At 59.0% G+C, this 20,436-nt stretch carries 21 protein-coding genes; 4 read left to right on the forward strand and 17 right to left on the reverse strand.

Annotated features, from left to right (window positions below; translation table 11 throughout):
* Positions 1-17 precede the first annotated feature (17 nt).
* The 4 genes from ACA373_RS18405 to ppiA form a co-directional block, all read right to left on the reverse strand.
* Positions 18-1,235, reverse strand: a complete 1,218-nt coding sequence (locus tag ACA373_RS18405; protein ID WP_301730895.1) for an aspartate aminotransferase family protein — start codon at positions 1,233-1,235, stop codon at positions 18-20.
* Between the two features lie 85 nt (positions 1,236-1,320).
* Entirely contained in the window at positions 1,321-1,896 is a 576-nt protein-coding gene (locus ACA373_RS18410; RefSeq protein ID WP_253457682.1) for an aminodeoxychorismate synthase component II, read from the reverse strand.
* 32 nt (positions 1,897-1,928) lie between these two features.
* Entirely contained in the window at positions 1,929-2,489 is a 561-nt protein-coding gene (locus ACA373_RS18415) for a putative adenosine monophosphate-protein transferase Fic (RefSeq protein ID WP_370734930.1), read from the reverse strand.
* 72 nt (positions 2,490-2,561) lie between these two features.
* Positions 2,562-3,134 carry a peptidylprolyl isomerase A gene (ppiA, locus tag ACA373_RS18420; protein ID WP_370734931.1) on the reverse strand — a complete coding sequence of 191 codons (573 nt, stop codon included), beginning with the start codon at positions 3,132-3,134 and terminating at the stop codon, positions 2,562-2,564.
* Positions 3,135-3,400: 266 nt separating this feature from the next.
* Here ppiA and tsgA point away from each other — a divergent pair, with 266 nt between their 5' ends.
* A complete protein-coding gene (gene tsgA, locus ACA373_RS18425; RefSeq protein ID WP_253457673.1) occupies positions 3,401-4,582 on the forward strand; it encodes an MFS transporter TsgA in 1,182 nt (393 codons plus the stop codon).
* Positions 4,583-4,612: 30 nt separating this feature from the next.
* On the opposite strand, the gene ACA373_RS18430 is transcribed toward tsgA, so the two are convergent.
* Complete coding sequence (locus ACA373_RS18430) at positions 4,613-5,893, reverse strand: cytosine deaminase (protein ID WP_370734932.1); 1,281 nt, start codon at positions 5,891-5,893, stop codon at positions 4,613-4,615.
* Positions 5,894-6,112: 219 nt separating this feature from the next.
* On the opposite strand from ACA373_RS18430, the gene nirB reads away from it, so the two are divergent.
* From nirB to cysG, 3 genes are read left to right on the forward strand one after another with little or no spacing between them, the layout of a single operon-like run.
* A complete protein-coding gene (gene nirB, locus ACA373_RS18435) occupies positions 6,113-8,644 on the forward strand; it encodes a nitrite reductase large subunit NirB (RefSeq protein ID WP_370734933.1) in 2,532 nt (843 codons plus the stop codon).
* Positions 8,641-8,967, forward strand: coding sequence for a nitrite reductase small subunit NirD (gene nirD, locus ACA373_RS18440; RefSeq protein WP_253457664.1), 327 nt, complete (start codon positions 8,641-8,643; stop codon positions 8,965-8,967). Before nirB ends, nirD begins: the two co-directional genes overlap by 4 nt.
* Before the next feature lie 57 nt (positions 8,968-9,024).
* Positions 9,025-10,389: a siroheme synthase CysG gene (cysG, locus tag ACA373_RS18445; protein ID WP_369896187.1), complete on the forward strand. Its 1,365-nt coding sequence runs from the start codon at positions 9,025-9,027 to the stop codon at positions 10,387-10,389.
* Between the two features lie 59 nt (positions 10,390-10,448).
* Here cysG and trpS read toward each other — a convergent pair whose 3' ends face one another.
* From trpS to pilM, 12 genes are all read right to left on the reverse strand, one after another.
* Positions 10,449-11,450: a tryptophan--tRNA ligase gene (gene trpS, locus ACA373_RS18450; protein WP_125289866.1), complete on the reverse strand. Its 1,002-nt coding sequence runs from the start codon at positions 11,448-11,450 to the stop codon at positions 10,449-10,451.
* Positions 11,451-11,467: 17 nt separating this feature from the next.
* Positions 11,468-12,145, reverse strand: a complete 678-nt coding sequence (locus ACA373_RS18455) for a phosphoglycolate phosphatase (RefSeq protein WP_253457655.1) — start codon at positions 12,143-12,145, stop codon at positions 11,468-11,470.
* Positions 12,129-12,815, reverse strand: coding sequence for a ribulose-phosphate 3-epimerase (gene rpe / locus ACA373_RS18460; protein ID WP_125289868.1), 687 nt, complete (start codon positions 12,813-12,815; stop codon positions 12,129-12,131). The genes ACA373_RS18455 and rpe overlap by 17 nt, the downstream gene beginning before the upstream one ends.
* Positions 12,816-12,868: 53 nt before the next feature.
* Complete coding sequence (gene dam / locus ACA373_RS18465; protein WP_301730900.1) at positions 12,869-13,687, reverse strand: adenine-specific DNA-methyltransferase; 819 nt, start codon at positions 13,685-13,687, stop codon at positions 12,869-12,871.
* A gap of 119 nt (positions 13,688-13,806) precedes the next feature.
* Complete coding sequence (locus tag ACA373_RS18470; protein WP_301251834.1) at positions 13,807-14,814, reverse strand: SPOR domain-containing protein; 1,008 nt, start codon at positions 14,812-14,814, stop codon at positions 13,807-13,809.
* Between the two features lie 62 nt (positions 14,815-14,876).
* On the reverse strand, positions 14,877-15,968 hold the full coding sequence (aroB, locus tag ACA373_RS18475; RefSeq protein WP_253457647.1) for a 3-dehydroquinate synthase: 1,092 nt from the start codon (positions 15,966-15,968) through the stop codon (positions 14,877-14,879).
* Positions 15,969-16,006: 38 nt separating this feature from the next.
* Entirely contained in the window at positions 16,007-16,528 is a 522-nt protein-coding gene (aroK, locus tag ACA373_RS18480) for a shikimate kinase AroK (RefSeq protein WP_034934892.1), read from the reverse strand.
* Between the two features lie 389 nt (positions 16,529-16,917).
* On the reverse strand, positions 16,918-18,180 hold the full coding sequence (gene hofQ, locus ACA373_RS18485) for a DNA uptake porin HofQ (protein WP_370734934.1): 1,263 nt from the start codon (positions 18,178-18,180) through the stop codon (positions 16,918-16,920).
* Positions 18,080-18,532, reverse strand: a complete 453-nt coding sequence (locus tag ACA373_RS18490; protein ID WP_370734935.1) for a hypothetical protein — start codon at positions 18,530-18,532, stop codon at positions 18,080-18,082. The genes hofQ and ACA373_RS18490 overlap by 101 nt, the downstream gene beginning before the upstream one ends.
* Positions 18,522-19,019, reverse strand: a complete 498-nt coding sequence (locus ACA373_RS18495) for a hypothetical protein (protein WP_253457640.1) — start codon at positions 19,017-19,019, stop codon at positions 18,522-18,524. The genes ACA373_RS18490 and ACA373_RS18495 overlap by 11 nt, the downstream gene beginning before the upstream one ends.
* Entirely contained in the window at positions 19,012-19,551 is a 540-nt protein-coding gene (locus tag ACA373_RS18500; RefSeq protein WP_253457637.1) for a PilN domain-containing protein, read from the reverse strand. Before ACA373_RS18500 ends, ACA373_RS18495 begins: the two co-directional genes overlap by 8 nt.
* The gene (gene pilM / locus ACA373_RS18505) at positions 19,551-20,375 is read right to left on the reverse strand and encodes a pilus assembly protein PilM (RefSeq protein WP_301730904.1); all 825 of its coding nucleotides are present in this window, start codon (positions 20,373-20,375) and stop codon (positions 19,551-19,553) included. Before pilM ends, ACA373_RS18500 begins: the two co-directional genes overlap by 1 nt.
* Positions 20,376-20,436 lie beyond the last annotated feature (61 nt).

Consider the following 20,436-nt stretch of genomic DNA (forward strand, 5'->3'; position numbering starts at 1 on the left):
GCTTCCGGCCTGACGAGTTAAGCCAGCAGTTTTTTCACGGCGGTGGCGAAGCGGTTCATGCCCTCTTCGATATCGGTCGGTTCAATGACCAGCGACGGCGCAAAACGGATCACGTCCGTCCCGGCATTGAGGATCATTACGCCTTCGGCGGCGGCGGCGTTCAGAATATCGCGCGCTTTACCGGCATGCTGCGGCTTCAGCGCCGCGCCAATCAGCAGGCCTTTGCCGCGAATGTCGCTGAACAGATCCAGCTGCGCGTCCAGCGCTTTCAGCGCGGCGACAAACTGTTCGCGGCGCGCCTCTACACCGTTCAGCACTTCTTGCGTATTGATGATATCCAGCGCCGCTTCCGCTACCGCGCAGGCCAGCGGGTTGCCGCCATAGGTGGTGCCGTGCACGCCGGGCGCCATCACCGAGGCGATCTCGTTGGTGGTCAGCATGGCGCTGACCGGAAAGCCGCCGCCCAGCGCTTTGGCGGTGGTCAGAATATCGGGCTGGACGCCGTAGTGTTCATACGCAAACAGCTTGCCGCTGCGGCCCATGCCGCTCTGTACCTCATCCAGCACCAGCAGCGCCTGATGCTGGTCGCACAGCTCGCGCAGCCCCTGCATAAACGCCTGAGTAGCCGGCATCACGCCGCCTTCGCCCTGGATAGGTTCCACCACGATGGCGCAGGTATGGTCGTCGATAACCGCTTTTACCGCGTTAAGATCGTTAAACGGCACGTGGACGATGTCCGCCGGTTTAGGGCCAAAGCCGTCGGAATATTTCGGCTGGCCGCCGACGGAAACGGTAAACAGCGTGCGGCCGTGGAAGGCGTTATGAAACGCGATAATTTTGCTTTTAAAAGGCGAATGGCGTTTAGTCGCGTAATAACGAGCCAGCTTAAAGGCCGCCTCGTTGGCTTCCGCGCCGGAGTTAGCGAAGAACACGCGTTCGGCGAAGGTGGCGGTAATCAGCTTGCTGGCCAGGCGCAGCGCGGGTTCGTTGGTGAAGACGTTGCTGGTGTGCCACAGGGTTTCACCCTGCGTTTTCAGCGCTTCCACCAGCGCCGGATGACAGTGGCCCAGCGCGGTAACGGCGATACCGCCGGAAAAGTCGACGTACTCTTTACCCTGCTGATCCCAGACGCGGCTGCCTTTTCCCTTAACCGGCACAAACTGCGCTGGTGCATAAACAGGCAAAATCACTTCATCAAACGTCGAGCGCGTTACCGCTAATTTATCCGCTGCCATTGCCAACCTCATCTTTTTACGTTACAGAGCCACTGAAATTATAATCACAAAATATGCATAAAAAATCACTTTAAGGCAATCAAATTTATTGCCTGAGGAAATTCTTCAGCAGCTGATGCCCCTGCTCGCTGAGGATACTTTCCGGATGAAACTGCACGCCTTCCAGCGGCAAATCACGATGCCGCACGCCCATGATCTCGTCCTTCTCGCCGTCGCGCAGCGACCAGGCCGTCACCTCAAAATCGGCGGGGAGCGAGGCAGCCTCGACGATTAGCGAATGATAGCGCGTTACCCGTAGCGGATGATTCAGGCCGTTAAAAACGCCGCTGTTATTATGCTCAATCAGCGAGGTTTTACCGTGCATTACCTCACGCGCCCGCACAATACGCGCGCCAAAAGCCTGTGCTATCGCCTGATGCCCCAGACAAACGCCAAGCACCGGGATTTTTCCGGCGAAGGCCCGGATAGCCTCCAGCGAGATGCCCGCCTCGTTGGGCGTGCACGGCCCCGGCGAAATCACCAGATGTTCAGGCTTTAGCTCGCTTATTTGCGCCAGCGTCAGCTCGTCGTTACGTCTGACGTGAACATCTGCGCCTGCTTCACAAAAATATTGATAAAGGTTCCAGGTAAAAGAGTCATAATTATCGATCAGCAGCAGCATACAAGCTCCGGGAAAAAAGAAACGCCGCTATTCTACGCGTTTTCGTCCCGCTCGTTGATGACTTTGCCGAAAGCGGCTTCCAGCAGCGATAAGTCGCCCGCCAAGCTTGCCTTAACGGCCGCCTGCCAGCTTTCGCTGTCGATCAGGCTCCATTGAATGTCGCAACCGGCATGGATAATCAGCTGTTCGAAAAAAAGCCGCTGGGCGCGTCCGTTGCCGCGCAGAAAAGGATGCAGCACGGTCAGCTCGCAGTAGTACCAGGCGAGCCTTTCCGCCATGCGATCCAGCGGCAGATCGGCCAGACCGTTCTCTTCTTCCAGCGCCTGCATCAGCGCGTTGCCTTCTTTCTCGATGTATTCAAAGTGGCAGCAGGGCGTGTCGCCGATGGCGATATCGACTTCGCGCAGCTCGCCCGCCTCCTCCAGCACATCCTGAAAAAGCGCGCGGTGCATGGCGCGCAGATGAGGCAGACCCGGATTGCGCGTGCCCAGTTCGGGCAGGGAACCCGTTAATAAAAAGCTCGCCAGGAAGTTGGTCGGCAGACGCTGCTGCCAGAGCGTATTTTTTTGCTTGTCGGTGAGCTTTCTGGACATGAGTTCTCCTTGAAGGGGTAATTGCTGCTAAAAGCTTAGCTGATTATCAGCAGCAATCCCCCGACCGGAGCGTTAAGGCAGGATTTTTGCGGAAAGGATCACGACAGGTTTAACCGGCACGTTCTGGTATGGCCCCATATTCTGGGTCGGCACCTGAGCGATTTTATCCACCACTTCCTGGCCTTTCACCACTTTGCCAAAGACGGCATAGCCAAAGTCACGCTGGCCGTGATCCAGGAAAGCGTTGTCCGCTACATTGAGAAAGAACTGGCTGGTAGCGCTGTCTTTATCGGCGGTGCGGGCCATGGAGATGGTGCCGCGCTTGTTCAGCAGGCCGTTATCCGCTTCGTTTTTAATCGGCGCGGCGGCAGGTTTCTGCTGCATATCGGCGGTAAAGCCGCCGCCCTGCACCATAAAGCCCGGGATCACGCGATGGAAAACGGTGTTGTTGTAGAAGCCATTGTTGACGTAATCAACAAAGTTCTTCGTGGAAATCGGGGCCTTTTGATTATTGAGTTCCAGCTCAATATTGCCAGCAGAGGTGGTCAGCAGCACGTGCGTATCTCCTTTTGCCGCCAGGGCAGAAGCAGAGAGCGTAGATAACGCAAACACGGTGGCGACCGCTGTCAAAGTACGTTTTAACATAAAAGATTCCTTACTTAAGGGCTACAGGCCGAAAGCTGATTGTAAAGAGGCGCTTATCCCTGCGCCAGCGTTTTACCTATTTTTACGCGTGCCGGGCCGACGCAAACGCTTTCGCCAGGCAAAAAACGGTGATATTCATCACGAATATCCTGAAATCGCTGGGGAAACTTGCATTATTTATTTAAGCAGATCACGAATCCAGCTAAACTGCCCGCGCTTAGCGTGAGCGTCCAGCCTCACAATTCTTGACTCCACGGGCCACAACTATGACTAATCGCGATCGAATCGGGCTTACCTGGATCAGCTTTTTCTCCTATGCGCTAACCGGCGCGGTAGTAATCGTCACCGGTATGGTATTGGAGAATATTGCTGACTATTTTCATCTGCCAGTTGCGCAGATGAGCAACACCTTCACCTTCCTGAACGCCGGCATTTTAGTCGCCGTGTTTCTTAACGCCTGGCTGATGGAAATCATTCCTCTGCGCCGACAGCTGATTTTCGGCTTCGTGCTGATGGTGCTCGCCATACTGGGGCTAATGACCAGCCACTCGCTGAGCGTCTTCTCGCTCTGTATGTTCGTGTTGGGCGTGGTCAGCGGCATCACCATGTCGATTGGTACTTTCCTGATCACCCATCTGTACGAAGGCCGTCAGCGCGGTTCGCGCCTGCTGTTTACCGACTCCTTCTTCAGCATGGCGGGCACTATTTTTCCCATTATCGCCGCCGCGCTGCTGGCGCGTTCGCTGCCGTGGTACTGGGTTTATGTCTGTATCGGCGTGATCTACCTGGCTATTTTTGTGCTGGCGCTCTGCTTTGAGTTTCCCGTGTTGGGCAAAAAAGCCGCCGTTCAGAACGTGGAAAAAGAGAAATGGGGCATCGGCGTGCTGTTCCTGTCTGTCGCCGCGCTCTGCTACATCCTCGGCCAGCTTGGCTTTATCGGCTGGGTGCCGCTGTACGCCACAAAAACCATGGGCATGGATCTGACCCAGGCTGGCGCGCTGGTCGGCAACTTCTGGACCGCCTATATGATCGGCATGTGGGCGTTCAGCGCCATTCTGCGCTTCTTCGATCCGCAGCGCATCGTCACCGTACTGGCGCTGCTGGCGACGGCGCTGATGTACTGGTTTATCAGCAGCAGCGACGCCAGCATGCTGAAGTGGATCATGATGAGCCTGGGCTTCTTCTCCAGCGCCATCTACACCACCATCATTACGCTGGGATCGCTCCAGACTAAAGTCTCTTCGCCAAAGCTGGTGAACTTTATTCTGACCTGCGGCACCGTTGGCACCATGCTGACTTTCGTGGTCACCGGCCCGATTGTGGATAAGCACGGCGCTCACGCGGCGCTCTCTACCGCTAACATGCTGTACGCGGTGGTGTTCGTGATGTGCCTGCTGCTGGGCTTCGTCAGCAAACACAAGCTGCACGGGCATATGTCCTCGCACTAACGGGAAAGGCCGGGAAACCGGCCTTTTTTATTAGCGCCGAAAATCCACTTTTTCGCTCTTCGCTAAATAAATTGTGCTCGCCGCAGGCTGCGTTTGTGCAATCACCCTTCCCTGACGGATCGAATAACGCGTCGGCACCTGACGCCGCAGCGCATCAAAACCGTTCTCCGCAGGCAGGATAATCAGGTTGGCGCTGTTGCCGCTCTGAATGCCGTAATCCTGCAGCTGTAGGGTTCTGGCGCTGTTATGCGTAATCAGCTTAATGCCTTCATCCAGCTGGCCATACCCCATCAGCTGACAAACATGCATCCCCATATGCAGCACCTGAAGCATATTGGCGGTGCCGAGCGGATACCAGGGATCGAAAACGTCATCGTGGCCAAAGCAGACGTTGATCTCCGCCTCCAGCATCTCTTTTACCCGCGTTACGCCGCGCCGTTTGGGATAGCTGTCGAAGCGTCCCTGAAGATGGATATTCACCAGCGGATTGGCGACAAAATTAATGCCGGAAAGCTTCAGCAGCCGAAACAGACGCGAGGTATAAGCGCCGTTATAAGAGTGCATCGCCGTGGTATGGCTGGCGGTGACGCGGGCGCCCATTTTCTCGCGCAGCGCCAGCGCGGCGACGGTTTCCACAAAGCGCGACTGTTCGTCGTCGATTTCGTCGCAGTGCACGTCAATCATGCGCTGATACTTCTGCGCCAGCGCGAAAGTTTTATGCAGCGACTCCACGCCATACTCGCGCGTAAATTCAAAATGCGGGATAGCGCCAACCACGTCCGCGCCCAGCCGCAGCGCCTCTTCCAGCAGGGCTTCGCCATCGGGGTACGAGAGAATGCCCTCCTGCGGAAACGCGACGATCTGGATATCGACCCAGGGTGCCATCTCGCTTTTCACTTCCAGCATGGCCCGCAGCGCGGTAAGCGAGGGATCGGACACGTCTACGTGCGTGCGCACATGCTGGATACCGTTGGCGATCTGCCATTTGAGCGTCTGCCGCGCGCGGGTTTTGACATCTTCATGCTCCAACACCGCTTTGCGCTCTGCCCAGCGCTCAATGCCTTCAAACAGCGTACCGGATTCATTCCAGGCCGGTTCGCCTGCGGTCTGGGTGGTATCAAGATGGATATGCGGCTCAATAAAAGGCGGAAAAGCCAGCCCGCCCTCCGCATCCAGCGATCCTTCCGGCGCGGCGCCGTGCGACTGGGGCGAGATCGTGGCGATTTTGCCGTCGCGGATAGCAATCTGCCAGAGTCCCTCACGCCACGGCAATCGCACATGGTGAATGCTTTTTAATGGAATAGCCTGCATAAACACGCTCCTGAACGTCGGTGGTTTTTTTAACCATACCATCCTTTGTGGCGGAGCGAGACGGGAGCAATACCAGTAAAATCCATAACTTACTTAAAAAAGCTTAAAAATCATCACTCTACCCATAAAGGGGTATTTAAAAACTGGCTTGATATACATCAATAACCCTGGAGTTTTGCGCGCTATTGTAGCGGCATTATTTTGTAATGTGAGGCACAAATGCGCACCCGACTCGTTATTATTGGCAACGGCATGGTAGGGCATCGCCTGCTGGAAGAGCTGGCCGAAAAGGCCACGCCGGAGCAGTTCGACATCACGGTTTTTTGCGAAGAGCCTCGCGTGGCTTACGATCGCGTGCATCTCTCCGCTTATTTCACCCATCACAGCGCCGAGGCCCTTTCGCTGGTGGCGGAAGGCTTCTGCGAAAAGCATAAAATAAGCGTGCTAACTGGTGAAAAGGCCTTAACAATCGACCGCCAGGAAAAGGTGGTGTATTCCGACCAGGGCCGCGCGGTGAGTTACGATAAGCTGGTGCTGGCGACCGGCTCTTATCCCTGGGTGCCGCCAATTGCAGGCGCCGACGGGAACAGCTGCTTTGTTTATCGTACGCTGGACGATCTGGACGCAATCGAAGCCTGCGCCCGTAACAGCCGTAGCGGCGCGGTGATCGGCGGCGGTCTGCTGGGGCTGGAGGCCGCCGGCGCGCTGAAAAATCTGGGCATGGAAACGCACGTGGTGGAGTTCGCGCCCGTGCTGATGGCGGAACAGCTCGATCCGCTGGGCGGAAAGCTGCTGCGGAAAAAAATCGAAGGAATGGGCGTTGCCGTTCATACCAGCAAAAATACCCGACAGATTATTGACGGCCCGTCAGGCGGAAAAATCCTGCAGTTTGCGGATGAAAGCCAGCTGGCGGTCGATTTTATCGTGTTTTCCACCGGCATTCGCCCGCAGGATCGTCTCGCCAGAGAAGCCGGCCTTGCCATTGGCCCGCGCGGCGGCGTAGTGATTGACGACAGCTGCCGCACTACGGATGCAGATATTTACGCCATTGGCGAATGCGCCGCCTGGCAGGAACGCGTGTATGGCCTGGTGGCGCCGGGCTACAAAATGGCGCAGGTTACGGCAGACAGCCTGCTGGGTCGGGAGAACGCCTTTACCGGCGCGGATATGAGCGCGAAGCTCAAGCTGCTGGGCGTGGACGTCGGCGGTATCGGCGATGCGCACGGCCGGACGGAAGGCGCGCGCAGCTATCTCTACCTGGATGAAAACAAAGAGGTCTATAAGCGTCTGGTGGTCAGCGCGGACAATAAAAAGCTGCTGGGCGCGGTGCTGGTGGGCGATACCAGCGACTACGGCAATCTGCTGCAGCTGATGCTTAACGGCATCGAACTGCCGGACAACCCCGACACGCTGATCCTGCCCGCCCATGCGGGAAGCAAACCGGCGCTGGGCGTGGATTCGCTGCCGGAAACGGCGCAAATCTGTTCCTGCTTTGACGTCACCAAAGGCGACCTGGTGCTGGCGATCCACAACGGCTGCCATACCGTGGCGGCGCTGAAGGCGGAAACCAAAGCCGGCACCGGCTGCGGCGGCTGCGTGCCGCTGATGACCCAGGTGCTGAACGCCGAGCTGAGCCGCCAGGGCATTGAAGTTAACAGCCACCTTTGCGAACACTTTCACTATTCCCGCCAGGAGCTGTATCACCTGATCCGCGTGGAAGAGATCCAAACCTTTGAGCAGCTGCTTAGCAAATATGGCCAGGGCTATGGCTGCGAGGTCTGTAAACCCACGGTAGCGTCATTACTTGCCTCGTGCTGGAACGATTATGCCCTCCAGCCTTCGCTGGTGCCTTTGCAGGACAGCAACGACAGCTTTCTTGGCAATATTCAGAAAGACGGCACCTACTCCGTGATCCCGCGCTCTGCGGGCGGCGAGATCACCCCAGCCGGGCTGATAGCCATTGGCGAGGTTGCCAGCCGCTACGGCCTTTACACCAAGATCACCGGCTCGCAGCGCATCGGTCTGTTCGGCGCGCAGAAAGACGATCTGCCCGCCATCTGGCAGACGCTGATCGAAGCCGGTTTTGAAACCGGCCACGCCTACGCCAAAGCGCTGCGCATGGCGAAAACCTGCGTGGGCAGCAGCTGGTGCCGCTTCGGCGTCGGCGACTCTGTGGGGCTGGGCGTGGAGCTGGAAAACCGCTACAAGGGCATCCGCACGCCGCACAAGATGAAATTTGGCGTGTCGGGCTGCACCCGTGAATGCTCGGAAGCGCAAAGCAAAGATGTCGGCATCATCGCTACGGAAAAAGGCTGGAACCTTTACGTCTGCGGCAACGGCGGTATGAAGCCGCGCCACGGCGATCTGCTGGCGGCGGATCTGGATCGGGACACGCTTATCCGCTATCTGGATCGCTTTATGCTGTTTTATATCCGCACCGCCGATAAATTGCAGCGCACCTCGCTGTGGCTGGAGAGCCTGGACGGCGGCATCGACTATCTGCGCCAGGTCATTATCCACGACAAGCTGGGCCTCAACGCGCAGCTGGAGGCCGACCTGGCCCGCCTGCGCGAGCGCTTCGTCTGTGAGTGGCAGGCAACCCTTGCGCAACCGGAGCGGCTTGCCCGCTTCCGCCACTTTATCAACAGCGACAGCCGCGACCCGCTGGTGCAGAGCGTGCCGGAGCGTCAGCAGCACCGGCCCGCGCGGCCCGAAGAGCGTATTCCCGTTGTTATGGAGGAACAGCCATGAGCCAGTGGCATAGCGTTTGCCCTTTAGAAAGTATTCAGCCCGCCACCGGCGTTTGTGCGCTGGTGGCGGGAGAACAGGTTGCCCTGTTTCGCCCTCGCGCCGATGAAGCGGTGTTCGCCCTGAGCAATATCGATCCCTTTGCCCAGGCCAGCGTGCTCTCACGTGGCCTGATTGCCGAGCACCAGCAAAGCCTGTGGGTTGCCAGCCCGCTGAAGAAGCAGCGTTTTCGCCTGAGCGACGGCCTCTGTATGGAGGATGAGAGCCGCTCGATCCCCGCCTGGCCCGCCAGAGTCCGCGACGGCATGGTGGAAGTGGCGATATAAGCCCTTCTCTCTTTTTCACGGCCGCGCATTGCGGCCCTTTTTTATTGCGAGCCTCCTGTGAACTGGTTTCCTCTTTTTTGCGACCTGCGCCATAAGACCGTCCTGCTGGTCGGCGGCGGCGCCGTGGCCGAGCGCAAAGCGCGGCTGCTGCTGAAGGCTGGGGCGGATGTCCGCGTCTGCGCCACGCATTTTTCCTCCCCCTTTTACGAATGGCAGCAGGCCGGGAAGCTGACGCTGCGGGAAGCGCGCTTCAGCCCTGAACACCTTGACGGCTGCTGGCTGGCAATAGCGGCGACGGACAGTCATGAGGTCAATCAGCAGGTCAGCGACTACGCCAGCGCCCGGCAGATGTTCTGCAACGTGGTGGACGCGCCTGCCCAGGCCAGCGCCATCATGCCTTCCGTGGTCGATCGTTCGCCGCTGATGATTGCCATTTCCAGCGCTGGCGACGCGCCGGTGATGGCTCGCCTGCTGCGGGAAAAAATCGAAGCGCTGCTGCCGCAGCATTTGGGCAAAGTTGCCGCGTGGGCGGGCGCGTTACGACCACGGGTAAAATCAACCTTCAACGAAGCCGGGCAGCGCAGGCGCTTCTGGGAAAAACTGTTCCACCACGACCGGCTGGCGCAAACGCTCGCCAACGGGGACGATAAGCAGGCGGAAAAGCTGACGGAAGCGCTGTTTAACGAGCCGCTGGCGCAACAGGGCGAAGTGGTGCTGGTCGGCGCCGGGCCAGGCGACGCGGGCCTGCTGACGCTGAAAGGGCTACAGCAGATCCAGCAGGCGGACGTGGTGGTTTACGACAGGCTGGTATCTGAAGAGGTGCTGGAGCTGGTCAGGCGCGATGCGGAAAGGATCTTCGTCGGTAAACGCGCGGGCTATCACTGCGTACCCCAGGAGGCCATCAATCAAATCCTGCTGGAGCAGGCGGGCCAGGGAAAACGCGTGGTGCGGCTGAAAGGCGGCGATCCCTTTATTTTTGGGCGCGGCGCGGAAGAGCTGGAGGCGCTGTCCGGATCGGGCATTCCTTTTTCCGTGGTGCCGGGCATTACCGCCGCGTCGGGCTGCTCGGCCTACAGCGGCATCCCGCTTACCCATCGCGATTATGCGCAGAGCGTGCGGCTGGTGACCGGCCACGTGCAGAAAAACGGTGAGCTGGACTGGCAAAACCTGGCGGCGGAGCGGCAGACGCTGGTGTTCTATATGGGTCTGACGCAGGCGGCGGAGATCCAGCGGCAGCTGCTGGCGCACGGTATGAGCGGCGGGATGCCGGTGGCGCTGGTGGAAAACGGCACCTCGACCCGACAACGCGTTGTGGCAGGGCAGCTGAGCGAGCTGGCCGAGCTGGCCACGCAGGCGCAAAGCCCGTCGTTGATTATCATCGGTCGGGTGGTGGCCTTACGCGAGCCGCTGCGCTGGTTTTAGCCAGCCCATAAAAAACGGCGCCCCGGACTGACTTTCAAGGGCGCCGTTCAGGTTAGCCGTTACGGCTGGGCGACAAAGCCTACGGCTTCGTAGACTTTTTTCAGCGTTTCCTGCGCCTGAGCGCGAGCTTTCACCGCGCCGTCACGCATAACCTGCTCCAGGAAAGCCTCATCATTGCGATAACGATGATAGCGCTCCTGCAGCTCGCTCAGCATCCCGGAAACCGCATCGGCTACCGCGCCTTTCAGGTGCCCATACATCTGGCCTTCAAACTGCTTTTCCAGATCGGGAATGCTGGTGCCGGTCACGCCGGACAGGATATCCAACAGGTTAGAAACGCCCGCTTTGTTTTTTACGTCATAGCGCACGACCGGCGGCTCGTCGCCATCGGTCATGGCGCGCTTGATCTTCTTGACCACCGACTTCGGATCTTCCAGCAGGCCGATCACGTTGTTGCGGTTATCGTCCGACTTGGACATCTTTTTGGTCGGCTCCAGCAGCGACATGACGCGCGCGCCGGATTTCGGAATAAACGGCTCCGGCACCTTAAACACATCGCCATAGAGCGCATTGAAACGCGCGGCCACGTCGCGGCTCAGCTCCAGATGCTGCTTCTGATCTTCGCCAACGGGCACCTGCGTGGTCTGGTAAAGCAGGATATCCGCCGCCATCAGCACCGGATAATCGAACAGGCCCGCGTTGATATTCTCTTCATAGCGTGCGGATTTGTCCTTGAACTGCGTCATGCGGCTCAGCTCGCCGAAATAGGTATAGCAGTTCAGGATCCAGCTCAGCTGCGTGTGCTCCGGCACGTGCGACTGCACGAAGATAGTGCTTTTCTGGGGATCGATGCCGCAGGCCAGATAGAGCGCCAGCGTATCCAGGGTCGCTTTACGCAGCGCAGCCGGATCCTGACGTACCGTAATGGCATGAAGATCGACAATGCAGTAAATGCAGTTGTAGTCGTCCTGCATGCTGACCCACTGACGCAACGCTCCCATATAGTTACCGATGGTCAGTTCGCCGGAAGGCTGCGCGCCGCTAAATACGATGGGTTTCATCTTTTTCGTCCTGGTCGTTACAGCCCTAATGCGGGCAACAAATCGTTAAAATGGTCAAGCACCAGCGTCGGCTGGCTGCTCGCAATCGGCTCGCCGTAGTTATAGCCGTAGGTCAGCCCTACGCAGGGCGTGCCCGCCGCTTTCGCCGCCTGAATATCGTTGCGGGAATCGCCCACGAACAGCAGTTCGCCGGGCAGCAGGCCAAACTTGCCCAGCACCAGAAACAGCGGGGCCGGATGCGGTTTTTTCGCCGTCACGTCGTCGCCGCCGATAATCAGCGAAAAGCAGTCGTCAATGCCGAGCGAGGCCAGCAAAGGCGCGACAAACGGCGTCGGCTTGTTGGTCACGATAGCCATCGGCATCCCGGTGGCCGCCAGTTTTTGCAGGCCTTCTTTCACGCCGGGGAAGAGTTTACTGCCGCTTTCGACAACGACAGCATAATGCTTATCAAGCAGCACCCGCGCGTCGCGCAGCAGATCGCTTTCCGGCGCGTGTCCCAGCGCCCAGGTCAGCGCGCGTTCAATCAGCACGTCCGCGCCGTTGCCAATCCAGGTGGAGACGCGCGCCAGACCCGCCGCCGGAAGGTTGAGCGACTGCAAAGCGGCGTCTACCGCGCTGGTCAGGCCCGGCGCGCTGTCGGTCAGCGTGCCGTCAAGATCGAACGCCAGCGCGCGAATATCAGTGAAATGAGCCATGACGAGATTTCTCCAGTTCCGTGCGCATATCATCAATGACTTTTTTATAGTCAGGCTGATTGAAAATAGCGGATCCGGCCACGAACATATCGGCGCCGGCCGCGGCGATTTCGCCGATGTTTTCTGTCTTCACGCCGCCGTCCACTTCCAGGCGAATATCGTAGCCGCTTTGGTCGATTAGCTTACGGGCCTGGCGCAGCTTGTCCAGCGTGCCGGGAATAAACGACTGACCGCCGAAGCCCGGGTTAACGGACATGATCAGCACCACGTCGATTTTGTCCATAACGTAGTCCAGATAGCTGAGCGACGTGGCCGGGTTAAACACCAGCCCTGCTTTACAGCCATGCTCTCTGATCAGCTGTAGCGTGCGGTCAACATGCTCGGACGCTTCCGGGTGGAAGGTGATATAGCTGGCGCCAGCCTTGGCAAAATCGGGGATCAGGCGATCGACCGGTTTCACCATCAGGTGCACATCGATCGGGGCGGTAATGCCGTAATCACGCAGCGCTTTCAGCACCATCGGCCCCATAGTCAGATTGGGCACGTAGTGATTATCCATGACGTCGAAATGCACGACATCGCCACCGGCAGCCAGCGCTTTGGCCGTGTCTTCGCCCAGGCGAGCAAAGTCTGCAGACAGAATTGACGGAGCGAGCAAAAACTTTTTCATCCATTTCTCCCAATTTAGCGCGCCTGGCGACAGGCACGTAGTGCTGTTGAGGATCAGTCGCTGCTAAACAGCGCCAGCAGCTCGTTGACCTGCAAACGCCCGCTGCCGCTGCGGCTGATCGAGCGACGAGCTTTAATCTGATGCAGCTGCGCGGCCTGATACCACTCGCGGGTCAGCGGCGTATCGTGATTGGAGATCAGTACCGGAATACGGCTTTCACGCGCCAGCTTCTCCGCCAGCTCCGCCAGGTGCTGCTGCTGCGCCAGGCTAAAGCTGTTGGTGTGGTAAGCGGTGAAATTTGCCGTGGCCGACAGCGGCGCATAGGGCGGATCGCAGTAGACCACCGATCCCGGCTCCGCCCGACCCAGCGTATCAGCGTATGATTCGCAGATAAAGGTGGCGTTTTGCGACCGCTCGGAGAACCAGTACAGCTCATCCTGAGGAAAATAGGGTTTGCGGTAGCGGCCAAAAGGTACGTTAAACTCGCCGCTTAAATTGTAGCGGCACAGTCCATTGTAGCAGTGGCGGTTAAGGTACAAAAACAGCACGCTGCGGCGCCAGGCATCAGTAGATCGATTAAACTCCAGCCGGCGAGCGTAGTAGAACTCAGCGTCGTTGCTTTCGGTCGTGAACAGCTGGCTGGCATCCGCCACAAACTCGTCCACGCGATCTCTTACCACGTTGTACAGGTTGATCAAATCTTTGTTGATATCCGCCAGCACGTAGCGCGAGAAATGCGTATTGAGGAATACGGACCCTGCGCCAACGAAGGGTTCAATCAGGCAATCCCCTTCCGGCAGGTGACGCTGGATATCGTTAAGCAGCGGGAACTTGCCGCCCGCCCATTTTAAAAAAGCGCGATTTTTTTTCATGCCGTCGTTTTATTACACTTACTCTTCTGGCTGCGGTTACACCGACAGCATATCTGCGCTTTAAATTACCAGCCCGCATAACGCGGGCTGGCAGAGAACATCGTCAGGCTCAATAGCCGTTAATTTGCTGACTCTTTTTTCACCTGGCTGACAGGTTTCACCCAGGGGTTTTTCGCCTGCACCTCTGACGGCAGCGAAGCTACCGCGCGTTTTGCATCTGCCGGCGTGGCGTAAGCGCCGCTTACCAGTACGTACCAGGGCTGGCCGTTGCGCGTGGTTTTATACACGTGATAGCCGCTCAGGTTCTGCTTTTTCGCCCAGGCGTTAAGCGTATCGGGACGCGAAGCGCTGCTCAGCTGCAACGTATAGTTGCCGCCGGTTACCGCAGCAGGCGCGGCTACCGGCGCGCTGTGGCTCTCTTTCGCGACCGGTTTCGCCGCCGCAGGTTTGTGCGTGGCGGGTCTGGTGTGCTGCTGAGGCGCAGCAGGCTGACGCGTAGCCGAACGTGCAGGCGCAGGCTGAGACGTCTGCGGCGCGGTGACCGGTTTGCCAGCAGTGCCGCCGCCCGCAACGGTCGCCGGTGCCAGCGGCAGCGAGCTGCCCTGCATATCCGTGCTGGCCGCATCCACCTGATTCTGCTGGTTAGAGAGCGCGCTATTGAGATCGCCCGGCAGCTCGACGCGCTGTTGGCCCGCCGGGGTCTGCACGGGCTGCGCTTCGGTCGGCGTGGAGGCGACCGGCGGGGCACTCAGTTCCTGAGGTGCATTACCGGATGCGGCTGAGCCCTCGGCAGGCTGCCCGCCCGCGCCAGAGGCGCTTGCATCAGCGCCAGGCTGCTGCGCGCCGCTCTGTCCGCTCATGGAAGAAGAGCCGGTCAGATCGATATTTTTATCGCTGCCGCCGGAGGTGGCCGGCGTCTGGGCGGCTTTTTTATCGCCGCTGTCCGACGAGTTCAGCGTTGAACCGATGCCAAGCACGATCAGCAGCAGCACCAGCACGCCTACCCCCATCATCAGATGCTGGCGTGATACCGGCACCTTAGGGGCAGAGGACGTTTTTCGCGCTCGCTGTGGACGGCGATCGCTGGTATCAGGCTTTAACTCATCTTCCGGTTTAAAATCGTCCATTTCACCTCCTCCGGTAAAGCAGCCGCGCCGCTTTACGTGTACGCCAGTAGTTAACTAACGGCTCAGGCCGGTTTCTGACAGTCGTTAATCGCTGCCAGCACCGTATCATGCGCAACGCCGCCGCGCACGCAGGCCTGTCCTAAAGCCAGCGGCAGCACCAGACGCAGCTCGCCCGCCAGCACTTTTTTATCACGCAGCATATGCGGCAGATAATCCGTCGCCGCCATGCTCTCCGGGCCGTGCACCGGCAGTCCGGCACGCTGCAGCAGGCTGATGATCCTGTCGGTATCGCCAGCGGAAAACTCGCCCAGCCGCTCTGCGGTACGCGCGGCCATCACCATGCCGGCCGCCACGGCCTCGCCATGCAGCCAGTTACCGTAGCCCATATGCGCTTCGATGGCGTGTCCGTAAGTGTGGCCCAGATTCAGCAACGCGCGCTGCCCCATTTCGCGCTCGTCGGCGGCGACGACCTCGGCTTTCAGCTCGCAGCAGCGGCGAATACAGTAGGCCATCGCCTTGCCGTCCAGCGCCAGCAGCGCATCCAGGTTAGCTTCCAGCCAGCAGAAGAACTCACCGTCGAGGATGATGCCGTATTTGATCACTTCCGCAAGACCTGACGCCAGCTCGCGAGCGGGCAGGCTGCTCAGGCAGTTGATATCGATCACTACCGAAGCCGGCTGATAGAACGCGCCGATCATGTTCTTGCCAAGGGGATGATTAACGGCCGTTTTGCCGCCAACGGAGGAGTCCACCTGCGACAGCAGCGTGGTAGGAACCTGAATAAACCGCACGCCGCGCTGGTAGCTGGCCGCCGCGAAACCGGTCAGATCGCCAATCACGCCGCCGCCCAGGGCAATCAGCGTGGTATCGCGACCGTGCGGTTTTTCCAGCAGCGCGGTAAAGACCCGATCCATCACCGCCAGCGTTTTGTGCTGCTCGCCATCGGGCAGGATCACCTGGTCCACTTCTATACCAGCGCTTTCCAGCCGCTGACGAACAGGTTGAAGATAAAGCGGTGCCAGCGTGTCGTTAGTGACCAGCATTGCCCGCTCGCCCGCCTTAAGCGGCCAAAAAGAAGCCGGATCGTTAAACAGTCCGGCAGCGATGGTAATGGGGTAACTGCGTTCCCCCAGAGTGACGGTAATCTTCTCCATGAAGCACTCCTTTTCGGCCCGCAGGCGGAGCAGAGCCGCTAGCTCTTTTCCAGCATGTTAATGATTTGATTTGCGACGACTTTAGCACTTTGGTCATCGGTACGAATGGTGACGTCAGCAATCTCTTCATACAGCGGATTACGTTCGTCCGCCAACGCTTCCAGCACTTCGCGCGGTGGAGAATCCACCTGCAGCAAAGGACGCTTTTTATCGCGCTGCGTACGAGCCAGCTGTTTTTCGATCGTGGTCTCCAGATAGACCACCACGCCGCGAGCGGAAAGACGGTTGCGTGTTTCGCGAGACTTAACGGAACCGCCGCCGGTCGCCAGGACAATGCCCTGCTTCTCGGTGAGTTCGTTAATGATCTTTTCTTCGCGATCGCGGAAGCCTTCTTCGCCTTCGACGTCGAACACCCAGCCCACATCCGCTCCGGTACGTCGCTCAATTTCTTGATCGGAATCGAAAAATTCCATATTGAGTTGCTGAGCTAACTGACGCCCAATAGTGCTTTTGCCGGCACCCATAGGCCCAACCAGAAAGATATTGCGTTTCTCTGCCATTTTTTCGGTATTACTAAGACAATTCGTTAATGATACCCCGTCCTACAGCGGACAGGACATGAACTGAAACCTCATGAGCGATAGTGCGAGAGTCAGAGGAAAATTATCTCAACACTGAAGGTGTTTTGGCAACCGATTAAATTGACCTTGCCCATTGCGCCCACAGCTGGCGCGTTCAGTCCGCTTCATTTATCACGCCGATGTCACAGCATCGGTTACGCCGGTTGCGCACGATAAAAAACGGGTAAATGCTTTTTCTTAAAGCCAAACCGAGGCCTGTAATTCAAAAATCGCTAAACCTTGTAAGCTAATTCCGCCCTTGCGTCAAACGCATATGGCTGCAATCCGCTAAAAAAGCACTCGCTCGCTCAGTTTGTTACAAAAAAGCTTTACTCGTCACGAATCAGTCTTGGGGTTATGAAGATCACCAGCTCACGTTTTTTTTGGCCGGTAGTCGCATGGCGAAAAAGCGCGCCCAACAGCGGTACAGAGCCAAGAAACGGCACCCGGCTCTGCCCTTTTGCGCGCTGCTGCTGGAAGATGCCGCCCAGCGCCAGCGTTTCACCATCTTTCAGCGTGACCTGGGTCTGGATCTCCTGTTTATCGATGGCGATATATTCGCCCTCGCCGCTGCGTACCGTACTGCCGGGCAGGTTCTGGCTGATATGCAGCTTTAGCATGATGCGGCCGTTCGGCTGCACGTAAGGCGTTACGTCCATGCCTAAGACCGCCTCCCTGAACTCCACGCTGGTTTTACCGTTGCTACCGCTGGAGACCTCATAGGGGATTTCGGTGCCCTGTTTAATACTGGCGGGCTGCTGATGCGAGGTGAACAGTCGGGGACTGGCGATAATCTCCAGTTTGTTTTCCTGCTCCAGCGCGTTCAGCTCCAGATCCAGCATCCTGCCGTTCAGGCGCGCCAGGGTAAAGCCTAAGGCCAGTGCGGGATTAGCCACCGGCAGATCAACGCGCAGCTGGCTGACCCGCAGCGCGCGGGCGATCTGCTCTTCGCCGCCCAGGCCCCAGCGCACGCCCAGCTCGCGCAGGCTCTCTTCGCTGAGGGTAACGATATGCGCGGCGAGTTCGACCTGCTCCAGCGGCGTATCCAATGCCGTGACCCAGCGCTGGATCTCGTTCAGCGCGGCTCGGGTGTCGCGCAGGATCAGGCTGTTGGTGCGTTTATCTACCGTCACGCTGCCGCGCGAACTCAGCAGCTTCGCCTGCGCGCTCTGCAGGCTGCCGTAGACTTTTTCCGCCTCTGCATAGCGCAGCGGCAACGCCAGCGTATCAAGCGGCAGCGCCTTTTCCGCCTCCTCCCGCTCAAGCGTTTGCCGTCGCTGCTGCTCTTCCTGCCAGCCCTGCGGGAAAACCAGCAGCACGTTGCCTTCTTTATTCACCTTCAGCTTCGCCAGGCGGGAAACCAGCGTCAGCGCCTGCTGCCAGCTGACCTCTTTTAAACGGACGGAAAGCCGTCCCTCGACGCCGGGCGCAACCAGCAAATTCAGCTGCTGATAGTCCGCCAGCGCCTGAAGAATTTGCCCGACAGGCGCGTCATCGAACGCCAGGGAAAGCGGCGCCGGGCTGCCCCGCAATGGCGTTGCCAGCCATAGCGGCAGCAGGAGAAGAACTTTCCACAGGCGAATGTGTTTCATAAAGGCTTCCTTGCAAGTTAATCCTTAAAGGCGCGCTGCACGGCGTGGCGGCCGCCAGCGTAATGCCCAGCGCGGTGACGTCCCGCAGCTGCCAGTAAGCGTCCGGCCAGCTCTGCGCAGCCCATAATTTACCGCTGCCGCTACGGGTCACCAGCCAGGCGCGGTAGTTCGCTGGCCGACCGATGATGCCGCGCAGCTGCGGCGGCAGCATGGGTAACAGGGGGTCACAAAACATGTTTTCCGGCGGCGAAAAGGGATCGCGGGCCGCCAGCGCGCTACACCCCAGCAGCAGCGCAGCCACCAGTATTACCGGGCGTTTTAGCCAATCTTTTAAAAAGGCACTAGCGTTCATATTGCACCACCAGATTTAACCGCAGCTGTTCATCCACCCGCTTCAGGCTGAACTGCGCCAGCCTGACGGCGGGTTGCCGCTCGCTCAGATAGCGAAACGCGGACTGCAGCTGCGGCCAGCTAAGCAGCAGGGTTAATTCGCCGCCCTGAGGCGTTGGCTGCCAGCCCTGTAAACGGTTGCCCGCCGCCTCGCTCAGCTGTAGCCACGAGAAAGGCCGCGCCGCCCCAGGCCGTAACGCCAGTTGCAGGCCAGCGATATCCGCTTCGGCTTCGTGCAGCGAGCTTCGCTGTTGCAAATTGTGCAGCAGCAGCCGATAGCGCTTGTGCTCCTGTTGCCGCTGCTGCGCCACCTGTAAAGCCTGCTGCTGAAGAGGCCGCAGCCAGACCTGGCGTACCATCAGCGCGCCCGTGATAAAGCAGAGCACCAGCAACAGCAGCCTTAGCCAGAACGGCAAAGCGAGCCAGCGATGCAGCAGAACGCTACTCATGTTCCTGTTCCGGCAGCGTGGCCTCCAGGCTGAAGCGGATAATGCCCTTTCCGTCGCGGCTGAGCCTGCCGGTGTTGACCTGTTGAAACAGGTGAAACCGCTCTAACTGCTGACGAAACGCCTCAACTTCAGCCAGCCGCAGGCAAAATCCGGTGACGGTCAGACTCTGCGCGGTTTTGCTGATTTCGCTCAGCCAGAGCGCCGCTGGCAGGGTTGCGGCCAGGTCACGCGTAAATGCCTGCCACTCGCGCAGGCGCGCCTGCCTGCCTTCACTGATGGCCAGCGCGCGTCGAAGCGTATCGCGCCGGGCTTCCAGACGAGCCAGGCGAGCGCTGAGCCTGTCGAGCTGGTCGTTGGTTTCTTTCAGCCAGCGCAGGCCGGTCTGCTGCCGCTTGCCGAGCGTCTGCTGCTCCAGCAAGGGCATCGTCAGCGCGAGCAACAGAACCAGTAGCGCCATAAGCAACAGGCCGTCGCGGCGCAGCTGTTGACGCTGCCGCTGCCGACGCCAGGGAAGAAAATTTACCCAGACCATCAGGCGTCCTCCGGCCGCAGCGCCAGCCCGGCGGCCAGCGCAAAAGCGCCGCTGTACGCGGGCAACGGCAGCGACTTAAAAGCGAAAGCCGCCAGCGGCTCCAGCCACAGCGCATCGGCAGGCAGCGCTTCCGGCAAGGCCGAGCTATAGTAAAGCGTGGCCGCATCGGCGAGGTATTTTTCGCGCAGCGCCGCCAGGTTGGCCGCTTCATCAGCGGGACACCACCCCCATGGCGGCTGTAGCCGCGCGCCAAACCAGAGCCAGTGGTCGGGTAAACGGTGCACCAGCACGGCATCCGGGCTGAGCCGCAGGCTTTGCGCCAGCGCAAACAGCGCGGCCGGGGCCAGCTCCAGCACCCGAGGGTTGAGTCCCGCCGTCTTCAGCATCGATAGCCAGTCATGAACCGCGTCCCGACGGGCGGCGGTCAGCCACAGCTGCCCGCTGTCGGCAGCTGCCTGGCGGTAGTCAAGCGCAAGTTTTTCAGGCTCTATCGGAAAAAATCGCTTCGCCGCGGCCGCGATATAGCTGCTACGCTCTGGTTCACGCAGTGAGGTTTGCGGCAGCGCCAGCGCGTGCTGCAACGCCAGCCGGGCGGGAAAGCCGACGCGCAGCGAGATCTGCCGCGGCAGCCGTTTTCGCCACTGTCGCAGCAGGGGAATAAGCGGGTCGGGCCGTTGCACCAGCCCGTTGGTTAACGTATCGTGCGGCAGCGCATGTTGCCACCAGTGGCGCAGTTGCCAGCCGTTACGACGGTATTGAATACCCAGGGCGCAAAGCTGTCCGTTCTGAATATCCAGGCCGACTTGCCATGTCTGAAATGCCATTTCGCGCGGTCTCCCTGCTCAGTAGAAAAATGATGTATCCAGGCCTCTGGCTTGCCTTTAT

The organism is Erwinia sp. STN24 (assembly GCF_041320675.1).
Taxonomy (GTDB): domain Bacteria; phylum Pseudomonadota; class Gammaproteobacteria; order Enterobacterales; family Enterobacteriaceae; genus Erwinia; species Erwinia aeris.